This is a genomic window from Micromonospora sp. NPDC005237, from assembly GCF_040607775.1.
Lineage (GTDB): Bacteria > Actinomycetota > Actinomycetes > Mycobacteriales > Micromonosporaceae > Micromonospora.
Window position 1 is genome coordinate 619,510 of record NZ_JBEXHJ010000003.1, and the last position, 15,460, is coordinate 634,969.

Consider the following 15,460-nt stretch of genomic DNA (forward strand, 5'->3'; position numbering starts at 1 on the left):
CGGCACGCGACGCCGACACGTCACGACTGCCGACCGGTCACCTGACTGGCCAACCCCACCAACGCCGCCCGTACCGAATCCGGGAGCGGGATCGCCGCCAGCGCTCCCGTCGCCGCTTCCTTGCGGATCCTGATCATCTGTTCGATCCGGTCCCGGGCGCCGGTGGCCTCGATGATCTCGCGCAGCTCGACCGCGCCGTCCGCGTCCAACTTCGGGTTGCCGAACAGCTCACGCAGCCGCAGGGTCTGCGACCGGTCGGCGGCGCTGCGGGCCAGCGCCATCATCACCGTGGGCTTGCCCTCGCGCAGGTCGTCCAGGATCGACTTGCCGGTGACCGCCGGATCACCGAAGACGCCCAACACGTCGTCGCGGAGCTGGAACGCGTCACCCAACGGATCACCGAACTCGCCGAGAGCCGCGATCAGCTCCGGCCCCGCCCCGGCCAGCGCCGCGCCGATCTGCAACGGTCGGGTGACCGTGTACCGGGCAGCCTTCATCCGTATCACGGTGAGCGCGCTGGCCACCGAGCCGTCACCCACCCCGGAGACCAGGTCGAGGTACTCCCCCGCGATCACCTCGGTACGCATCAGCGCGAACACGGCGTAGCCCCGGTGCACCTGTTCGGTGTCCAGCCCGCACTCGTGGAACATCTGATCCGACCAGGCCGCGCAGAGGTCCCCGCAGAGCAGGGCGGTGTTGCGCCCGTACGCCTCGGGGTCGCCGCGCCACGACGAGCGGGCGTGCAGGTCGGCGAAGAGGCGGTGCACCGACGGTTCGCCCCGGCGGCGGTCGCTGCCGTCCAGGATGTCGTCGTGGATCAGCGCGAAAGCGTGGAACAGCTCCAGCGCCGCCGCGGCCACCACGATCGGGCGGCCGTCGGCAGCCCCGGCAGCCCGCCAGCCCCAGTAGCAGAACAGCGGACGCAGCCGCTTTCCGCCGGCCAGCACGAACCGTTGCAGCGCGGTGAACACCCCGCGCGGCGCTCCGTCGGGCCAGTCCGGGCCCTGCCGGTCGAGGAAGGCGGCCAACTCCGCGTCGAAGCGCTCCCGCAGCCTGCTCGCGTCCGTCGGGGCGACGGTGGACGTCACGATCCCACCCCGGTCCGGCCACCGTCGCCGTTGGCCAACCCGGCCAACTCCAGCAGCAGCGCCTTCACCTCGGTGGCCGCGACCCGGTCCCGGGCAGCGGACGGGTCGGAGCAGAGCAGCACCGGGGCGTCCGCCGGGTCGCTGGGCAGCCGCCCGTGTGAGCCGCGTACCGCCTGGGCGCCGGCGTCCAGGCCGACGGCGCTCATCAGGTAGCGCATGCCGAGCTTCTTGCGGGCCAGCGCCACGCCTGCGCGAGCCTTCGCGGCACCGGGGTTGGCCGGGTCGAAGAACAGCTCGGCGGGGTCGTACCCCGGCTTGCGGTGGATCTCGACCAGCCGGGCGAAGTCCGGCGCGCGGGCGTCGTCGAGCCAGTAGTAGTAGGTGAACCAGGAGTCCGGCTCGGCCACCAGCACCAGCTCGCCGGCGCGCGGGTGGTCCAGCCCGTGCGCGGCCTTGCCCTCGGCGTCGAGCACCTCGGCCACCCCGGGCAGCCCGGCGCAGAGCTTCGCCACCGCCGGCACATCGGCCGGGTCCTTGACGTAGACGTGCGCGACCTGGTGGTCGGCGACCGCGAACGCTTTCGACGTCCACGGGTCGAGGTACTCCATGCCGGCCTGGGTGTGCACCCGCAGCAGCCCCTCGGCACGCAGCAGCCGGTTGACGTCCACCGGCCGGGACACGTCGGTGATGCCGTACTCGGAGAGCACCACCACTGTCGCGTCGCGGGCCCGTGCGGCGTCCAGCAGCGGGCCGAGCACCGCGTCCAGCTCGGCCGCCGCGGCGGCGGCCTGGGCCGACGAGGGGCCGAAGCGTTGCAGGTCGTAGTCCAGGTGGGGGACGTAGACCAGGGTCAGGTCGGGTGACACGTCGGCCAGGATCTGCTCGGCGGCCTGGCAGATCCACCGCGACGACGGCAGCCCGGCGGTCGGCCCCCAGTAGGTGAACAGCGGGAAGGTGCCCAGCCGCCCGGTGAGCGCGTCGTGCAGCTCCGGCGGGTCGGTGTAGCAGTCCGGCTCCTTCCGGCCGTCGGCGTAGTACACCGGTCGCGGCGTGACGGTCCAGTTGACGTCCGCGCCCATGGCGTACCACCAGCAGACGTTGGCCACGGTGTAGCCCGGTTCGGCCCGACGGGCCGCCTGCCAGAGCTTGTCCCCGCCGACCAGCGCGTTGTGCTGCCGCCACAGCAACACCTCGCCCAGCTCCCGGAAGTACCACCCGTTGCCGACGATGCCGTGCCCGCTGGGCTGCTCGCCGGTGAGGAAGGTGGACTGCACCGAGCAGGTCACCGCGGGCAGCACGGTGCCCAGCTCGGCCCGGAAGCCACCGTCGGCGACGCCGCGCAGCCGAGGCATGTGCGCCAGCAGGCGGGGGGTCAGCCCCACCACGTCGAGTACCACCAGTCGTCGGCTCATCGCGTCACTCCCGCGGTCACGGTGTGTTCCGGGGTCAGCCCGAGGCCGACCAGTTCGTCTCGGGCGAAGGCCAGCTCGGCGGCGATGCCGGCGGCCAGCTCCGCGTCGGTGCCCGGCCGCCGCGCGGCCGGTAGAACCCCCCAGGTGTACGTCTCGACGTCGAGGTGGTCGCACCCGGCGGCCGGCCCGCTGTAGAGCGCTCTCAGCGCGGCGCGCAGGACGGGCAGGGTCGACCCGAGCGGTTCCTCCGGTGGGGCGTGCAGCGGCACGTGGTAGTGCACCCGCCACGGGCCGGGCAGCTCCCGGTCCAACGCCTCGTCCAGGTCGTCGGCCGCGTACGCCGCATCGGCCGGGTCGGCCAGACCGGCGCAGCCGGCGCCCCGGGTCTGGTGCAGGAAGCGCGGCTCCACCCAGCGGCGCAACGCGTCCGCGCCGCCGGCCGGGTCGGCCGCCTCGACGGCGGCGGAGACCTGCACCTTCACCACGGGCAGTCCGGCCGCCCGCAGTCGTTCCAACGCCTCGGCCGGCTCCTCCCAGGCGCACGCCAGGTGGGCCAGGTCGAGGCAGACGCCCAACCGGTCGGTGTCGATGCCGTCCAGCAGCGTGGCTGCCTGCCCGGTGCTCTCCACCACACAGCCGGGCTCCGGCTCGAAGGCGACCCGCACCTCGCGGCCGGTGTCGCGCTGCACCGCGGCCAGGCCGGCGGCGAGCTGGTCCAGCCGGCGTCGGGCGGCGTCGGCCCGCTCGGTGTCCCAGGGCCGCCGCCAGGCCAGCGGCAGGGTGGAGATCGAGCCCCGGGCGGCGTCGTCGGGCAGCAGGTCGGCGAGCACCCGAGCCAGATCCACTGTGTACGTCAGCCGCTGCTCGGTGGTCCAGTCCGGGTGGTACACGTCCTGCTTGACCACCGGCGCCTGGAAGGCCGCGTACGGGAAGCCGTTGAGGGTGACCACCTCCAGCCCGCGCGCGTCCAGCTCGGCGCGCAGCCGCAGACGCAGCGCCGGGTCGGCGGCCAGCTCGGCGGCGACCGGGGCGGCCAGCCACAGGCCGAGGCCGAGCAGGTCGCTGCCGAGCGCTTCCCGCACCGGTACGGCGTAGGTGTCCAGTTGACCGAGGATGCCGGCGAGGTCCTCGGCGGGGTGCACGTTGGTGCAGTAGCCGAGATGGACGGTGTCGCCGCCGGCATGTCGCAGCCGCATCAGCTGCCGCCGCGCAGGATCGAGTTGCCGGTCTGCGGGTCCACGGCGGTGACGTCGAGGTCGCTCAGGTCGAGCCGACCGGACTGGCCGTAGAACTCCACCGGGTTGCGCCACAGCACCCGGTCGACGTCGTCGTCGCTGAACCCGGCGAGCAGCATCGCCTCCGCGGTGGCCCGGGTCAGCAGCGGATCGGAGCGACCCCAGTCGGCGGCCGAGTTGACCAGCATCCGCTCCGTGCCGTACTCGCGCAGCAGATCGACCATCCGCTGCGGCGTCATCTTCGTGTCCGGGTAGATGGAGAAACCCAGCCAGCAGCCGCTGTCCCGGACGAGCTTGACGGTCACCTCGTTGAGGTGGTCGACGACCACGCGACCCGCGTCGATGCCGGATTCGGCGACCACGGCGAGGGTGCGCTCGCAGCCGCGCGCCTTGTCCCGGTGCGGGGTGTGCACCAGCGCCGGCAGGTCGTACGCCACGGCGAGGGCGAGCTGCGCCGCGAAGGCCTCGTCCTCCTCCGGCGTCATCGAGTCGTACCCGATCTCGCCGACCGCCACGACCGCGTCCTTGTCCAGGTAGCGGGGCAGCAGGTCGAGCACCGGGCGGCAGCGCGGGTCGTTGGCCTCCTTGGGGTTGAGCGCGATCGTGGCGTGGTGCCGCACCCCGAACTGCCCGGCCCGGAAGGGCTCCCAGCCGATGAGCGAGTCGAAGTAGTCGATGAACGAGGCGGCGCTGGTACGCGGCTGGCCCAGCCAGAACGCCGGCTCCACCACCGCGCGCACCCCGGCGGCGGCCATCCGTTCGTAGTCGTCGGTGGTGCGTGAGGTCATGTGGATGTGGGGGTCGAAGATGCGCATTCACGCCTCCCGGGGCAGTGCGGCGGTGAGCCGGTCGAGCAGGTCGGTGGCGTCGGCGGGCATCTCCCGGCCGGCGGCGTGCCGCTCGGCGGTGAGCGCGGCCAGCATCCCGGCCAGCTCCCCGTCGGCGCGGGTCTCCAGGTCGGCGACCACGGCCAACGGCACGCCGCTGAACACGCACTTGAGCACCGCCTGCCGCCAGGCGGCCGGGTCGAGGTGCCGGGCGTACGGGCCGAGGGCGGCGGCGATCAGCCGGGTGTCGTTGGTCCGGATCGCGTCATGCAGCAGCGGCACCCCGGCGGCGCCGATCGGCAGCAGCGGCAGGGCCCGCAGCACGGCCCGCCGCTCGGCCGCGTCACCGTGCTGGTAGAGGCTCTCGGCGTACGAGGCGTGCTCGCCCGGCAGGGCGGTGAGCAGCAGCACCCGGGCCGCGTCGTCGGCGGTCCAGCCGGGGGCGTCGGGCAACGCGGCCCGACCGCAACGCCGGCCGACGGCGGGAAAGAGCCGGGCGATCGCGGTGGGCTCGGCCGCGACCTGGCGCAGCGCCTCGTCCAGCCAATCGGGATCGGGTACGCCCCGCAGCGCGGCCCGTAGTGAATCCGGTGTCATCCCGTCTCCTCCCCTTGTGCTGCTGCGCCGCTCCGCGGGTGCCCGAGCGCGTCCTTTGCTCTGCTTCACTCCACGCGACGGTTGGTGTCCCGATCTGTTGCGTCCGTTGAAGCAGAGCAAAGGGCGTCGGCGGGTACCTTCTGTCGCCGGCGGTCACCGATTGTTGAGGTGGCCGCCGCGGCGCGCAGGAAATCAATGGACCGGGCGGCCACGTCCGGTGCGGCGTGCGAGTCGCGGGGCAACTCGACGGCGACCAGCCCGCGGTAGCCGGCCTCGGCCAGGGCCGCCAGCACCGGCGGGAAGTCGATCTCACCGGTGCCGAACTCCAGGTGCTCGTGCACGCCCCGGCGCATGTCGTCGATCTGCACGTTGACCAGGTGGTCGGCCACCTCGGCGACACACTGCGGCACCGGCCACGGCTCCAGGCACCGGCAGTGGCCGATGTCGAGGGTGATGCCGAAGCGGGCCGGCGCGTCGAGCGCCGCGTGCAGTCGACGCCAGTCGGTGATGCTCTCGACAAGCATGCCCGGCTCCGGCTCGAAGCCGAGGGTGACGCCCGCGCTGTCGGCGGCGTCGATCACGCTGGCGCAGCCGGCGACCAGCCGGTCCCAGGCGCACTGCGGTGACACCGTCTCGGGCCGCACACCGGCCCAGAACGAGACCGCCTCCGCCCCCAGGTCAGCGCCGATCCGCACCGCCCGGCGAAGGAACTCGATCCGCCGGGTGGGGTCGTCGTGCAGCAGCGTCGGTGCGTGCTTGTGCCACGGGTCGAGCAGATAGCGGGCCCCGGTCTCGATCACCACCCCCAGACCGAGCGCGTCCAGCCGCCGGGCGACCGCGGCGATCCGGCGGGTGAGCCCGGGTGCGAACGGGTCCAGGTGGTCGTGGTCCAGGGTGAGCGCCACGCCGTCGTAGCCGAGGTCGGCGAGGACGGCGAGCGCGTCGTCGAGCCGGTGGTTGGCGAAACCGTTCGTGCCGTACCCGAGGCGCAGCGTCGTCGCGTCGCCGCTCGGCGGCACGACCGTCCCGTTGCCGGACGGCGCGGGTCGAGGCCGAGCGGTTCCGGGCCGAGCGCTTTCGGGCCGAGCGGTTTCGGGCTGGGAGGGTCGGGGCCGGGGCACGGTCATGTCGGGGAGACCTTCCGGGCCAGCCGACGGCCCAGCGGCGCCGCCGCCGCGACGGCCAGCCCGAGCAGGCCGGCGCCGCCGCGTGCGGTGAGCGCTCCCTGCAGGGCGGGCAGGCCGGTGATCCCCGCGCCGACCGCCGCGCGGACCTTCCCGGCCGAGGGATCCCGGACGACCTGGGCCTGGGCGGCGCCGTACCGGGCGGCGTACCACCCGGCCAGCAGCGCGGGCAGCGCGGGCAGCGCGACGGCGAACCCGGCCGACCGGGCCCGGCCCCCGCCCACGACGGCCCGCCCGTCGGCCCCGGCAGCTTCGGCAGCCCCGGCGCCGGGGGCGGCAGCGCCACGGACGGCGGGGACGGCAGCGCCACGAACACCGGGCACGACAGCGCGACGAGCGCCGGGGACGGCGATGGCGGCACTGGCGGCGACCAGGGCGGTGCCGGCCAGGGTCCGCATCGGCAGGGCCGCGTCTGTGCCGGTGACCTCGCGCCGGGACAGGGTGGTGACCGTCCAGGTGTGGGCCGCCACGGTCGCCGCCGAGGGGAGCGCCCGCCACAGGTGGCCGCCGGATGCGCCCAGCAGCACGTCCAGCCCTCGGCAGGCGGCCATCACGGCGGGGCCGGCGGCGGTGTTCTTGGCCAGCAGGTCGTACCCCCAGATGCTGGCGGCCAGCGGCACCGCGAGCGCGGCGGCGCGGCGACCGCCCACGGCGGCGGCCAGGCCCACGCCGGCGGCGGTGAGGCCGGCCGCGAGGCCCAGCGCGGCGGCCGGGGTGACCCGGCCGCTGGGGATCGGCCGCTCGGGGCGTTCGACGGCGTCCAACTCCCGGTCGGCCCAGTCGTTGGCGGCCATGCCGGCCCAGTAGAGCAGCACCGACGCGCCGGCGAGGGCGGGGGTACGCGGGCTCAACGCGCCGGCGGCCGCCGCGCCGGCGACCACGTCACCGGGGACCGAGAGCGCGGCCGGCGCCCGGACCAGCTCGGCCACGTCAGCCAGCGTGGGCATGGCCACCGTCCAGACCGGCGTGCAACCGCTGGGTGAAGTCGGTCAGCCGGGCCCACTGCTCGGCCAGCGAGTGGGTGGGCGAGCCGAGTGGGTCCTTGAAGAAGAAGCCCAGGTCGGCCAACGGCCCCACGTGCCCGGCGGCGTGCGCGGCGGCGGTGAGCCGGGCCAGGTCGAGCACCAGCGGCGCGGCCAGCGCGGAGTCGCAGCCGTGCCAGGTGAATTCCATCCGCATCCCGGTGCCGAGGAAGCCGGCGAACGTGATCAGATCCCAGGCGGTCTTGAAGTCGCCCAGCTCCTCGACGTACTCGATGCGGGTGTTGCCCTGCGGGACGTAGCCCAGCGTCTCGCCGAGCACGCGCTGCTTGCTCTGCACCTTGGCCGCGTTGGCGGCCGGGTCGGCGAGGGTGGCGCCGTCGCCGCCGCCGAGCAGGTTCATCCCGAACCAGGAGCGCACGGCGAGGTTGCGCATCGCGAACATCGGCGCGAGCACCGACTTGACCAGGGTCTCACCGGTCTTGCCGTCGTGCCCGGCGTACGGCAGGCGCCGCTCGTCGGCCAGCGCGGCCAGCGCCGGCAGCCGCAGCCCGGTGGACGGGGTGAAGTCGACGTACGGGCAGTCGGCCAGCAGCGCCGCGTACGCGTACAGGGAGCTGGGCGGCAGCACCTCGTCCGGGCCGGCGAGGGCGGCACGCAGCGCGGCCGGGTCGGCGTGCCCGGGGTGCGGTCGAGGTGCGGGTTCGGTGGCGGAGACGTTCACCACGACCACGCGGTCCAGCCGGTTGCGCGCACGGAAGGAGGTGAGGTCACCCACGACGGTCGCGACCCGGTCGGCCTGGGTGCCGCCGAGCGGGGCCGGACGCAGTTCCTGCTCGACGGCGGCCAGCTCGTCGGGGAGCGCGGCGACCAGCCGACCGGGTATCACACCGGTGTCGGCGAGGGCCTCCGCGCGCTTGCTCAACGGGGTGGTGGCCACATCGTGCCCACCGAAGACCAGGTCCGCGAAGGACGGGAGGGCGGGACCGCGCAGATCCGGCAACTCGGTGACGCAGCCGGTCGGCCCGGCCAGGCCGGCCCGCAGCGCGAGCCCTCCGACGATGCTGGTGGTCGCGACCGAACCGCGTGCTCCTACCAGCCAGACACCCGTTCGCATGGTGCTCCTTCCCGTCCAGGAGGAACCGTCGGTGTACTTAAATATAGGAATATCAGAATATTTTTCGAAAAGCTACGGCCTTGGCGGATGGGCCCCGCCCGCCCGACCCGTACCGGAACGACACCGGATCCGGCGTCGGCGTCGGCGGCGACGACGACGGACCGGTTTCCGGTACGGGTGCGGGCAGACGGGGCTGGCAGGCAGGGTCGGTCGGCGTCTCGACCCTGCCTCCCCCGCATCCGGCCGGCCGGGGCGTTGGCGTGCCCCGACCGGACGTCTCAGGTGGTGGCGGTCCTCCGGTGCGGCCGGGGAATCCCGGTCCGGTCGCACCGGACGACCGTCCTGCTCGTGCGCCACCGGGCCACGCGGCCCGGCTGCACACTCTCCGGAGCCGACCTCGTCCCGACCGCGGGGCGCAAACCGCGGTCGGTCCCTCGCCGGTCGGCTCCGGAAAGCCGGTCGGGCGACGGCGGCGCGAACACCGCCGTCGCGGATGGTCAGGGGGTCAGACGGCCACCGCGGTCAGCGCCGGTTCCACGTCGGTCCAGGAGGAACCGACGTCCGCCGAACGGGTCACCGCGTCCAGCACGAGCTGGACCTGCAACGCGTCGGCGAAGGAGGGCGCTGGGTCGGTGCCGGTGGCGATCGCCTCGATGAGATCGCGCATCTGGTGGGTGAAGGAGTGCTCGTAGCCGATGATGTGGCCGGGCGGCCACCACGCCGACATGTACGGGTGGTCGCTCTCGGTCACCAGGATCCGGCTGAAGCCCTGTTCCAGGGTAGGCCGGGTGGCGTCGTAGAACTCCAACTCGTTGAGGCGCTCCAGGTCGAAGACCACGCTGCCCAGCGAGCCGTTGATCTCGACTCGGAGGGCGTTCTTGCGGCCCGTGGCGAAACGGCTCGCCTCGTACGTCGCCAGGGCGCCGCCGTCGAGCCGGGCCACGAAGATCGCGGCGTCGTCGACGGTGACCGGCCCGGTGGCCGAGCCGTTGCCGTCGACCGATCCGCTGCCGTCCACCGTGGCCGCCAACCCGCTCGACCCGGCCGGCAACGGCCGCTCCTTCACGAACGTCTCGGTGATCGCGCTGACGCCGGTGATCCGCTGACCGACGACGAACTGCGTCAGGTCGATGATGTGCGCACCGATGTCACCGAGCGCGCCGGAGCCCGCCCTGTCCTTCTGCAACCGCCAGACCAGCGGGAACTGCGGGTCCACGATCCAGTCCTGCAGGTACGTCGCTCGGACGTGCCGGATCACCCCGAGTCGTCCGTCGGCGACCATCTGGCGCATCATCGTGACCGCGGGGACCCGGCGGTAGTTGAACCCGCACATCGACCGCACCCCGGCGGCGCGGGCGGTGTCCGCCGCGGCGGTCATCGCCCGTGCCTCCGCCACTGTGTTGGCCAGCGGCTTCTCGCACAGGACGTGCTTGCCGGCCGCCAGTGCGGCGAGGGCGATCTCGGCGTGACTGTCGCCGGGTGTGCAGATATCAACCACGTCGATGTCGGCGGAGTTGATCACGTCACGCCAGTCCGTCGTGTACGCGTCCCAGCCGAGCCGGTCGGCGGCCTCGGCCACCTTCGGTGTGTCGCGGCCGCAGATCAGCGCCATTCTGGCCCGTGCCGGCAGGTCGTACACGCGGTTCACGGTGCGCCACGCCTGCGAGTGCGCGGCGCCCATGAACGCGTAACCGACCATGCCGATCCGCAGTTCTCTGTCTGTCGTGGACAAGGTGGGTCTCCCCCCGGTATGTCAGAACCCGAGCTTGTCGTAGCTGCTCGCGTTCTCCTTGGTGATCGTCTCGGAGGCGAGGGTCATTTCCTTGGGCACCTGCAGCTCCGTCAGGTCGCCCAGGCCCCGACCCTGCGCGATGAGCCGCGCCAGCGAGATCGCCGAGGACGCCATCGACGGGTTGTAGGTCACCGTCGCCTTCAGCACCGAGTTATCGGCCTTGATCGCGTCGATCGCGAGCTTGGAGCCGGCACCGCCAACCATGAAGAACTCCGACCGGTTGGCCTGCTTGATGGCCGCGAGCACACCGATGCCCTGGTCGTCGTCGTGGTTCCAGATCGCGTCGATCTTCGGCAACGCCTGGAGGAGCTGGGCCGCCTCGCGCTGGCCGCTGTCCGGGGTGAACTCGGCCGAACGACGGTTGGTGACCTTGAACCCATACGTCGCCAGGGCCGCCTTGAAGCCCTCGCTGCGCTCGACGGTCAGCGGGATCTCCAGACCGGCGATCTCACCGATGACCGGGTTGGTGACGCCCTTGTCCTTGAGCTGCTTGCCGATGAAGTGCCCGGCCGAGACGCCCATGCCGTAGTTGTCACCCTTGATCACCAGCCGGGAGGCCAGCGCGTCGGGGAACGCCCGGTCGAGGTTGACGATCGGGATGCCGGCCTGCATGGCCTGGAGGGCAACGGCGTTGACCTCCTTGCCGTCGTGCGGCAGCACGACGATGATGTCCGGCTTCTGGGCGATCAGGGTGCCGAGCGTGGAGCGCTGGGCCTCCGAGTTCGACCCGCCGTCGACCTCCTTGAACTCCACGTCCGAGTACGCCGCGGCCTGGGCCTTGGCGTTGGCGTGGATGGCGCCCATCCAGCCGTGGTCGGCCGCCGGGGCGGAGAAGCCGATGACGACCTTCTTGCCCGGGGCGTTGTTGCCCTCGGCGTTGCCGGCGGCCTTGGTCTGGGTGCTGGCGGCCGGTGTCTCGTTGCTGGTGCAGGCGGTCAAGAGGGTGGCGGCGCCGACCGCGGCTCCACCGAAGAGCAACCGGCGGCGCGACAGGTCGCGACTGTGCTGGGTCATGAACGACCTCCTGGGAGCGTTTTTTAGGGATGAGGGTGTGCGAGGCCCGGCCACTGTCGAAGATCTCGACGTCGCCTGGACAACGGTGCGGTGCGTCAGGTTGCGGTGGTGACCCTGTTCCGCGCGAGGAGCCGAGTGACGGACTTGAACTGGAACTGCTGGATCAAGACGGCGGCGACGATGATGCCGCCCTTGACCATGTTCTGCGCCTCGATGGAGAGGCCGTTGATGGCGAAGAGGTTCGTGATCGTGGCGAAGATGATGACGCCCAGCAGCGAGCCGACGATCGTGCCGCGCCCCCCGCTCAGCAGCGTCCCGCCGATGATCGCCGCGGCGATCGCGTCCAGCTCGTACAGGTTGGCCATCGCCGCCTGCGCCGAGGTGGCCTGCGAGGTGAGCATGATGGCGGCGATGCCGCAGCACAGACCGGAGAGCGCGTAGAGCAGCATGGTGTGCCGGCGCACGTTGATGCCGGCCAGCCGGGCCGCCTCCGGGTTACCGCCCACGGCGACCGTCCGCCGGCCGAAGGTCGTCCGGTTGAGCAGGACCCACCCGGCCACCACCACCGCGCCGAGGATGTAGACGAGGATCGGGATGCCGATCACCTTGCGGGCCGCGATGTCGTTGATGAACGTGCTGCTCGACACCTGCGTCTGCTTGTTGGAGATCGACGCCGCCAGGCCGCGCGCGGCCACCAGCATCGCGAGGGTCGCGATGAAGGGCACCAACCTGCCGTACGAGATGAGGACGCCGTTGACCAGGCCGACGCAGATACCGACCACGAGGGCCGCGAAGATCATGCCGCCAGCGCCGTAGCTCTGGGTGGCCACCGTGGTGCACCAGACCCCGGCCAGCGCGACGATCGCTCCGACCGACAGGTCGATGCCACCGCCGATGATCACGAAGGTCATGCCGACCGTGACCACGCCGACGACCGAGGCGAGCTGGAGGATCGCCAGCACGTTGTTCCAGACCCAGGTGGGGTCGCCGTACAGCTCGGGCTTGGTGACCGCACCGACCACGATGAGCGCGGCCAGCACGCCGATCAGACCGAGGTTGCGCTTCGCGCCGTCGCCGCCGTCGCCCCGCCACCAGGAGAGCTTGCCGGTGGATGCGGCCTTGTCGCTGGTCACCGCCGTCTCCGCGGGGTCCACCGGCGGCGACTGCGCCGGAAGCTGTGGGCGTTCCGGTGTCGCGGTGGGTGTGGGAGTCGCGTCGCTCATGCCGGTGCGCCTTCCATCAAGGACCCCGCCATCACGAGGTCAAGCACAGTGTTCTCGTCGAGTTCGCCGGCCGCGGCTTCGCGGACGACCCGGCCCTCCCGCATCACCAGCACCCGGTCGGCGAGGCCCAGCACCTCGGGTACCTCGCTGGAGACCAGCAGCACGCCGACGCCCTGCGCGGCCAGTGATCGGATGACCTGGTACAGCTCGGCCCGGGCGCCCACGTCCACGCCCCGGGTGGGCTCGTCGAGGAGCAGCAGCTTGGTGCCGCCGAGCAACCATCGGCCGACCACCACCTTCTGCTGGTTGCCGCCGGACAGGGTGCGTACCGGCCGGTCGACGTCCCGGGGCCGCAGTTCCAGGGTCTCGGCGATCCGGTCCGCCTCGGCGCGTTCCGCCGCCGCGTTGGTGAAGCCGAGCCGCGCGTACCGGCCGAAGGTGGCGAGTGTGACGTTGCGGTAAATCGGCTCGCCGAGCAGCAGCGCCTGGCTCTTGCGCTCCTCCGGGGCCATGCCCATGCCGGCCCGCACCGCCGCACCGACGCCGGGGCGCAGCACCTTGCCGTCCATCCGCACCGTGCCAGCCTCCGCCAGCCGGGCGCCGTAGATCGTCTCCAGCAGCTCGGACCGGCCGGAGCCGACCAGGCCGGCGATGCCGACGATCTCCCCGGCCCGCACGTTCAGCGAGACGTCGGCGAACTCGCCGGTGCGGGTCAACCCGTCCACCTGGAGCAGGTCGGCGCCGGCGGTGTCGTCGGCCGGCCGGTCCGGGAAGACGTACTCGATGGTCCGGCCGGTCATCCGGCTGACCAGGTCGCGGGTCGGGGTGTCGCGTGCCGGCAGGTTCGCCGCCGTGGTCCGGCCGTCCTTGAGTACGGTGACCCGGTCGCCGATCTCGCGGATCTCCTCCAGACGGTGGGAGATGTAGATGACGGCGATGCCCTGCGCGGCCAGCTCGCGGATGATCCGGAACAGGTTGCCGACCTCGTCGTGCGCCAGCACCGCGCTCGGCTCGTCCATGATGATCAGTCGCGCCTCGTGCGACAGCGCCCGGGCCATGCTGACGATCTGCTTGCCGGCCGCCGGCAGGGAGCGGACCATCCGCCCGGGCGGGATCTCGCCGTGACCCAGCCGGCTGAGGATCTGCCGGGTGTGCCGGGCCATCCGGCCGCGCCGGACGAAGCCGAGGCTGCGGTACTCGTGCCCGAGGAACGCGTTCTCCGCGACCGAGAGGTCTTCGACGAGGTCGAGTTCCTGGTAGATGGTGGCGATGCCGGCCTTCATGGCGGCCTGCGGGTTGGCGAAGGTGACCGGTTCGCCGCGCCACTGGACGAGCCCGGAATCCGGTTGGTGCACTCCGGCCAGCACCTTGATGAGGGTGGACTTGCCGGCGCCGTTCTGCCCCAGCAGGCAGTGCACCTCTCCGGCGCGTACCTCGAGCTGCACACCGTCAAGGGCGCGTACGCCGGGGAAGGTCTTGACCACGTCGGTGAGGCGCAGGACGACCTCGCCCGCGACGGTGTCGGGCGGAGCTTCGACCAGCGGCGCGTCGGCGTCGGCCGACCCGGTGGTGGCGGTCTCGTCGGACAGGGCCACGGTCTCCTCCTCGCTCATGATGCTTCCCCGAAGGCGACGTCGCTGGCGAGCACGGCCGCGCCGGCGACGCCGGCCCGACCACCCAGCTCGGACAGCACGACGGGCAGGTTGCCGGTGGCCAGCGGCAGCGACCGGCGGTAGACCACGCTGCGGATCTCGGCGAGCAGGATGTGCCCGAGTTGGGCCAGCCCACCGCCGATCACGATCATCGACGGGTTGGTGAAGCTCACCAGACCGGCGAGGACTCCGCCGACCCGTCGCCCGCCGTCGCGGATCAGCTGGATACAGGTCACGTCGCCCTCGACCGCGCCCTCGGCGACGTCCAGAGCGGTCACCACGCCGCGCAGGCCCAGCCGCTCGGCCAGTGCCGGCGACGCCCCGCTGCGGGCGGCGGCGGTCGCCTCCTTGGCCAGCGCGGCACCACTGAACAGCGCCTCCAGACATCCGACGTTCCCGCACGAGCACATCGGCCCGTGCGAGTCGACCTGGATGTGGCCGATGTCCCCGGCGCAGCCGTCGGTGCCGCGGTAGACGTCGCCGGTCAGGTAGATGCCGCAGCCGATACCGGTGCCGATCTTCACGAAGAGGAAGTCGTCCACCGAGTGGGCGACCCCGCCGTGCCGCTCACCGATCGCCATGATGTTGACGTCGTTGTCGACCACCGCCGGGCAGCCGTGCTCCCGGCTGAGCAGCTCGCGGACCGGAAACCGATCCCAGCCCGGCATGATCGGCGGCGAGACCGGGACACCGTCGCGGAAGCTGACCGGGCCGGGCACCCCGATGCCGACCGCGTCCAACCGCTCGTACGCGCCGTCGACCCGGGCCTTGTGCAGCAGCTCGTTGACCCGTTGCAGGGTCACTTTCGGTCCATTGCGGATGTCGGCCGGCTCGGCGTAGTGGGCCACCGGTTCGAGCCGACCGTTGACCACCTCGACGTCCATCGAGCTGGCGCCCAGGTCGACGGCCGCGAAGCGCAGTTTCGGGTTCAGCTCGACCAGGGTGGAGCGACGCCCGCCCCGGGAGGCGGCGAGCCCGGCCTCGGCGACGTAACCCAGGGCGACCAGCCGGTCCAGCTCGGCCAACAGGCGCGGGCGGGGCATCTGGAGGCGGTCGCCCAGCTCGGCGCGGGACACGGCTCCCTCGTCGCGGAGCAACCGCAACAGTCGGACGTGCAGGGGCTCGACGGTCCGCACCGGGGAGTTCACCTCTTCATCGAACTCGTTCACATCGACGCAACGCCGAGGTGTTGTGTCCGACACAGTAGGAGCGTTCCGCACCGCCTGTCCAGAGCTTCGACCGTTCCGGTGGCAACTTTTGTCCGTAAGAGCAAAAGCTAATAGTGGATCAAGAAAAGGGCCTGCGGAAACGAACCGGGGGGCGGGAGCGCCTCGCGCTC

Annotated in this window: 13 protein-coding genes; all 13 read right to left on the minus strand. The window is 72.4% G+C overall.

Translation table 11 applies throughout. The annotated features are described in order from the left end of the window. Window positions 1-20: 20 nt before the first annotated feature. The 13 genes from ABZT87_RS11705 to ABZT87_RS11765 all read right to left on the minus strand — a co-directional run bounded on the left by ABZT87_RS11705 (window position 21) and on the right by ABZT87_RS11765 (window position 15,257). On the minus strand, window positions 21-1,088 hold the full coding sequence (locus ABZT87_RS11705) for a polyprenyl synthetase family protein (RefSeq protein WP_354854588.1): 1,068 nt from the start codon (window positions 1,086-1,088) through the stop codon (window positions 21-23). Next, window positions 1,085-2,500, minus strand: coding sequence for a nucleotide pyrophosphatase/phosphodiesterase family protein (locus ABZT87_RS11710; RefSeq protein WP_354854590.1), 1,416 nt, complete (start codon window positions 2,498-2,500; stop codon window positions 1,085-1,087). The genes ABZT87_RS11705 and ABZT87_RS11710 overlap by 4 nt, the downstream gene beginning before the upstream one ends. Beyond that, a complete protein-coding gene (gene eboE, locus ABZT87_RS11715) occupies window positions 2,497-3,696 on the minus strand; it encodes a metabolite traffic protein EboE (protein WP_355135264.1) in 1,200 nt (399 codons plus the stop codon). The genes ABZT87_RS11710 and eboE overlap by 4 nt, the downstream gene beginning before the upstream one ends. Beyond that, window positions 3,696-4,550 carry a TatD family hydrolase gene (locus tag ABZT87_RS11720; RefSeq protein WP_355064081.1) on the minus strand — a complete coding sequence of 285 codons (855 nt, stop codon included), beginning with the start codon at window positions 4,548-4,550 and terminating at the stop codon, window positions 3,696-3,698. Before ABZT87_RS11720 ends, eboE begins: the two co-directional genes overlap by 1 nt. Beyond that, window positions 4,551-5,159, minus strand: a complete 609-nt coding sequence (locus tag ABZT87_RS11725; RefSeq protein ID WP_355135266.1) for an EboA domain-containing protein — start codon at window positions 5,157-5,159, stop codon at window positions 4,551-4,553. Window positions 5,160-5,224: 65 nt separating this feature from the next. Then, a complete protein-coding gene (locus ABZT87_RS11730) occupies window positions 5,225-6,178 on the minus strand; it encodes a sugar phosphate isomerase/epimerase family protein (protein ID WP_355135268.1) in 954 nt (317 codons plus the stop codon). A gap of 104 nt (window positions 6,179-6,282) precedes the next feature. Next, window positions 6,283-7,290 carry an SCO3242 family prenyltransferase gene (locus tag ABZT87_RS11735; protein WP_355135270.1) on the minus strand — a complete coding sequence of 336 codons (1,008 nt, stop codon included), beginning with the start codon at window positions 7,288-7,290 and terminating at the stop codon, window positions 6,283-6,285. After that, window positions 7,274-8,440, minus strand: coding sequence for an inositol-3-phosphate synthase (locus ABZT87_RS11740; RefSeq protein WP_355135272.1), 1,167 nt, complete (start codon window positions 8,438-8,440; stop codon window positions 7,274-7,276). Before ABZT87_RS11740 ends, ABZT87_RS11735 begins: the two co-directional genes overlap by 17 nt. Before the next feature lie 505 nt (window positions 8,441-8,945). Further along, window positions 8,946-10,172 carry a Gfo/Idh/MocA family oxidoreductase gene (locus tag ABZT87_RS11745; protein ID WP_355135274.1) on the minus strand — a complete coding sequence of 409 codons (1,227 nt, stop codon included), beginning with the start codon at window positions 10,170-10,172 and terminating at the stop codon, window positions 8,946-8,948. Window positions 10,173-10,193: 21 nt separating this feature from the next. Beyond that, on the minus strand, window positions 10,194-11,246 hold the full coding sequence (locus ABZT87_RS11750) for a substrate-binding domain-containing protein (protein ID WP_354854604.1): 1,053 nt from the start codon (window positions 11,244-11,246) through the stop codon (window positions 10,194-10,196). 95 nt (window positions 11,247-11,341) lie between these two features. Then, window positions 11,342-12,469: an ABC transporter permease gene (locus tag ABZT87_RS11755; protein WP_354854606.1), complete on the minus strand. Its 1,128-nt coding sequence runs from the start codon at window positions 12,467-12,469 to the stop codon at window positions 11,342-11,344. Further along, a complete protein-coding gene (locus ABZT87_RS11760; protein ID WP_354854608.1) occupies window positions 12,466-14,082 on the minus strand; it encodes a sugar ABC transporter ATP-binding protein in 1,617 nt (538 codons plus the stop codon). Before ABZT87_RS11760 ends, ABZT87_RS11755 begins: the two co-directional genes overlap by 4 nt. After that, window positions 14,079-15,257, minus strand: a complete 1,179-nt coding sequence (locus ABZT87_RS11765; RefSeq protein ID WP_354854610.1) for an ROK family protein — start codon at window positions 15,255-15,257, stop codon at window positions 14,079-14,081. The genes ABZT87_RS11760 and ABZT87_RS11765 overlap by 4 nt, the downstream gene beginning before the upstream one ends. Window positions 15,258-15,460: the final 203 nt, after the last annotated feature.

What these genes read in the sequence shown, in the direction of transcription:
- ABZT87_RS11725 (WP_355135266.1), bottom strand. Translation starts at nt 5,159, where the DNA reads ATGACACCGGATTCACTACGGGCCGCGCTGCGGGGCGTACCCGATCCC.
- ABZT87_RS11750 (WP_354854604.1), bottom strand. Translation starts at nt 11,246, where the DNA reads ATGACCCAGCACAGTCGCGACCTGTCGCGCCGCCGGTTGCTCTTCGGT.
- ABZT87_RS11740 (WP_355135272.1), bottom strand. Translation starts at nt 8,440, where the DNA reads ATGCGAACGGGTGTCTGGCTGGTAGGAGCACGCGGTTCGGTCGCGACC.
- ABZT87_RS11720 (WP_355064081.1), bottom strand. Translation starts at nt 4,550, where the DNA reads ATGCGCATCTTCGACCCCCACATCCACATGACCTCACGCACCACCGAC.
- ABZT87_RS11710 (WP_354854590.1), bottom strand. Translation starts at nt 2,500, where the DNA reads ATGAGCCGACGACTGGTGGTACTCGACGTGGTGGGGCTGACCCCCCGC.
- ABZT87_RS11760 (WP_354854608.1), bottom strand. Translation starts at nt 14,082, where the DNA reads ATGAGCGAGGAGGAGACCGTGGCCCTGTCCGACGAGACCGCCACCACC.
- ABZT87_RS11735 (WP_355135270.1), bottom strand. Translation starts at nt 7,290, where the DNA reads ATGCCCACGCTGGCTGACGTGGCCGAGCTGGTCCGGGCGCCGGCCGCG.
- ABZT87_RS11755 (WP_354854606.1), bottom strand. Translation starts at nt 12,469, where the DNA reads ATGAGCGACGCGACTCCCACACCCACCGCGACACCGGAACGCCCACAG.
- eboE (WP_355135264.1), bottom strand. Translation starts at nt 3,696, where the DNA reads ATGCGGCTGCGACATGCCGGCGGCGACACCGTCCATCTCGGCTACTGC.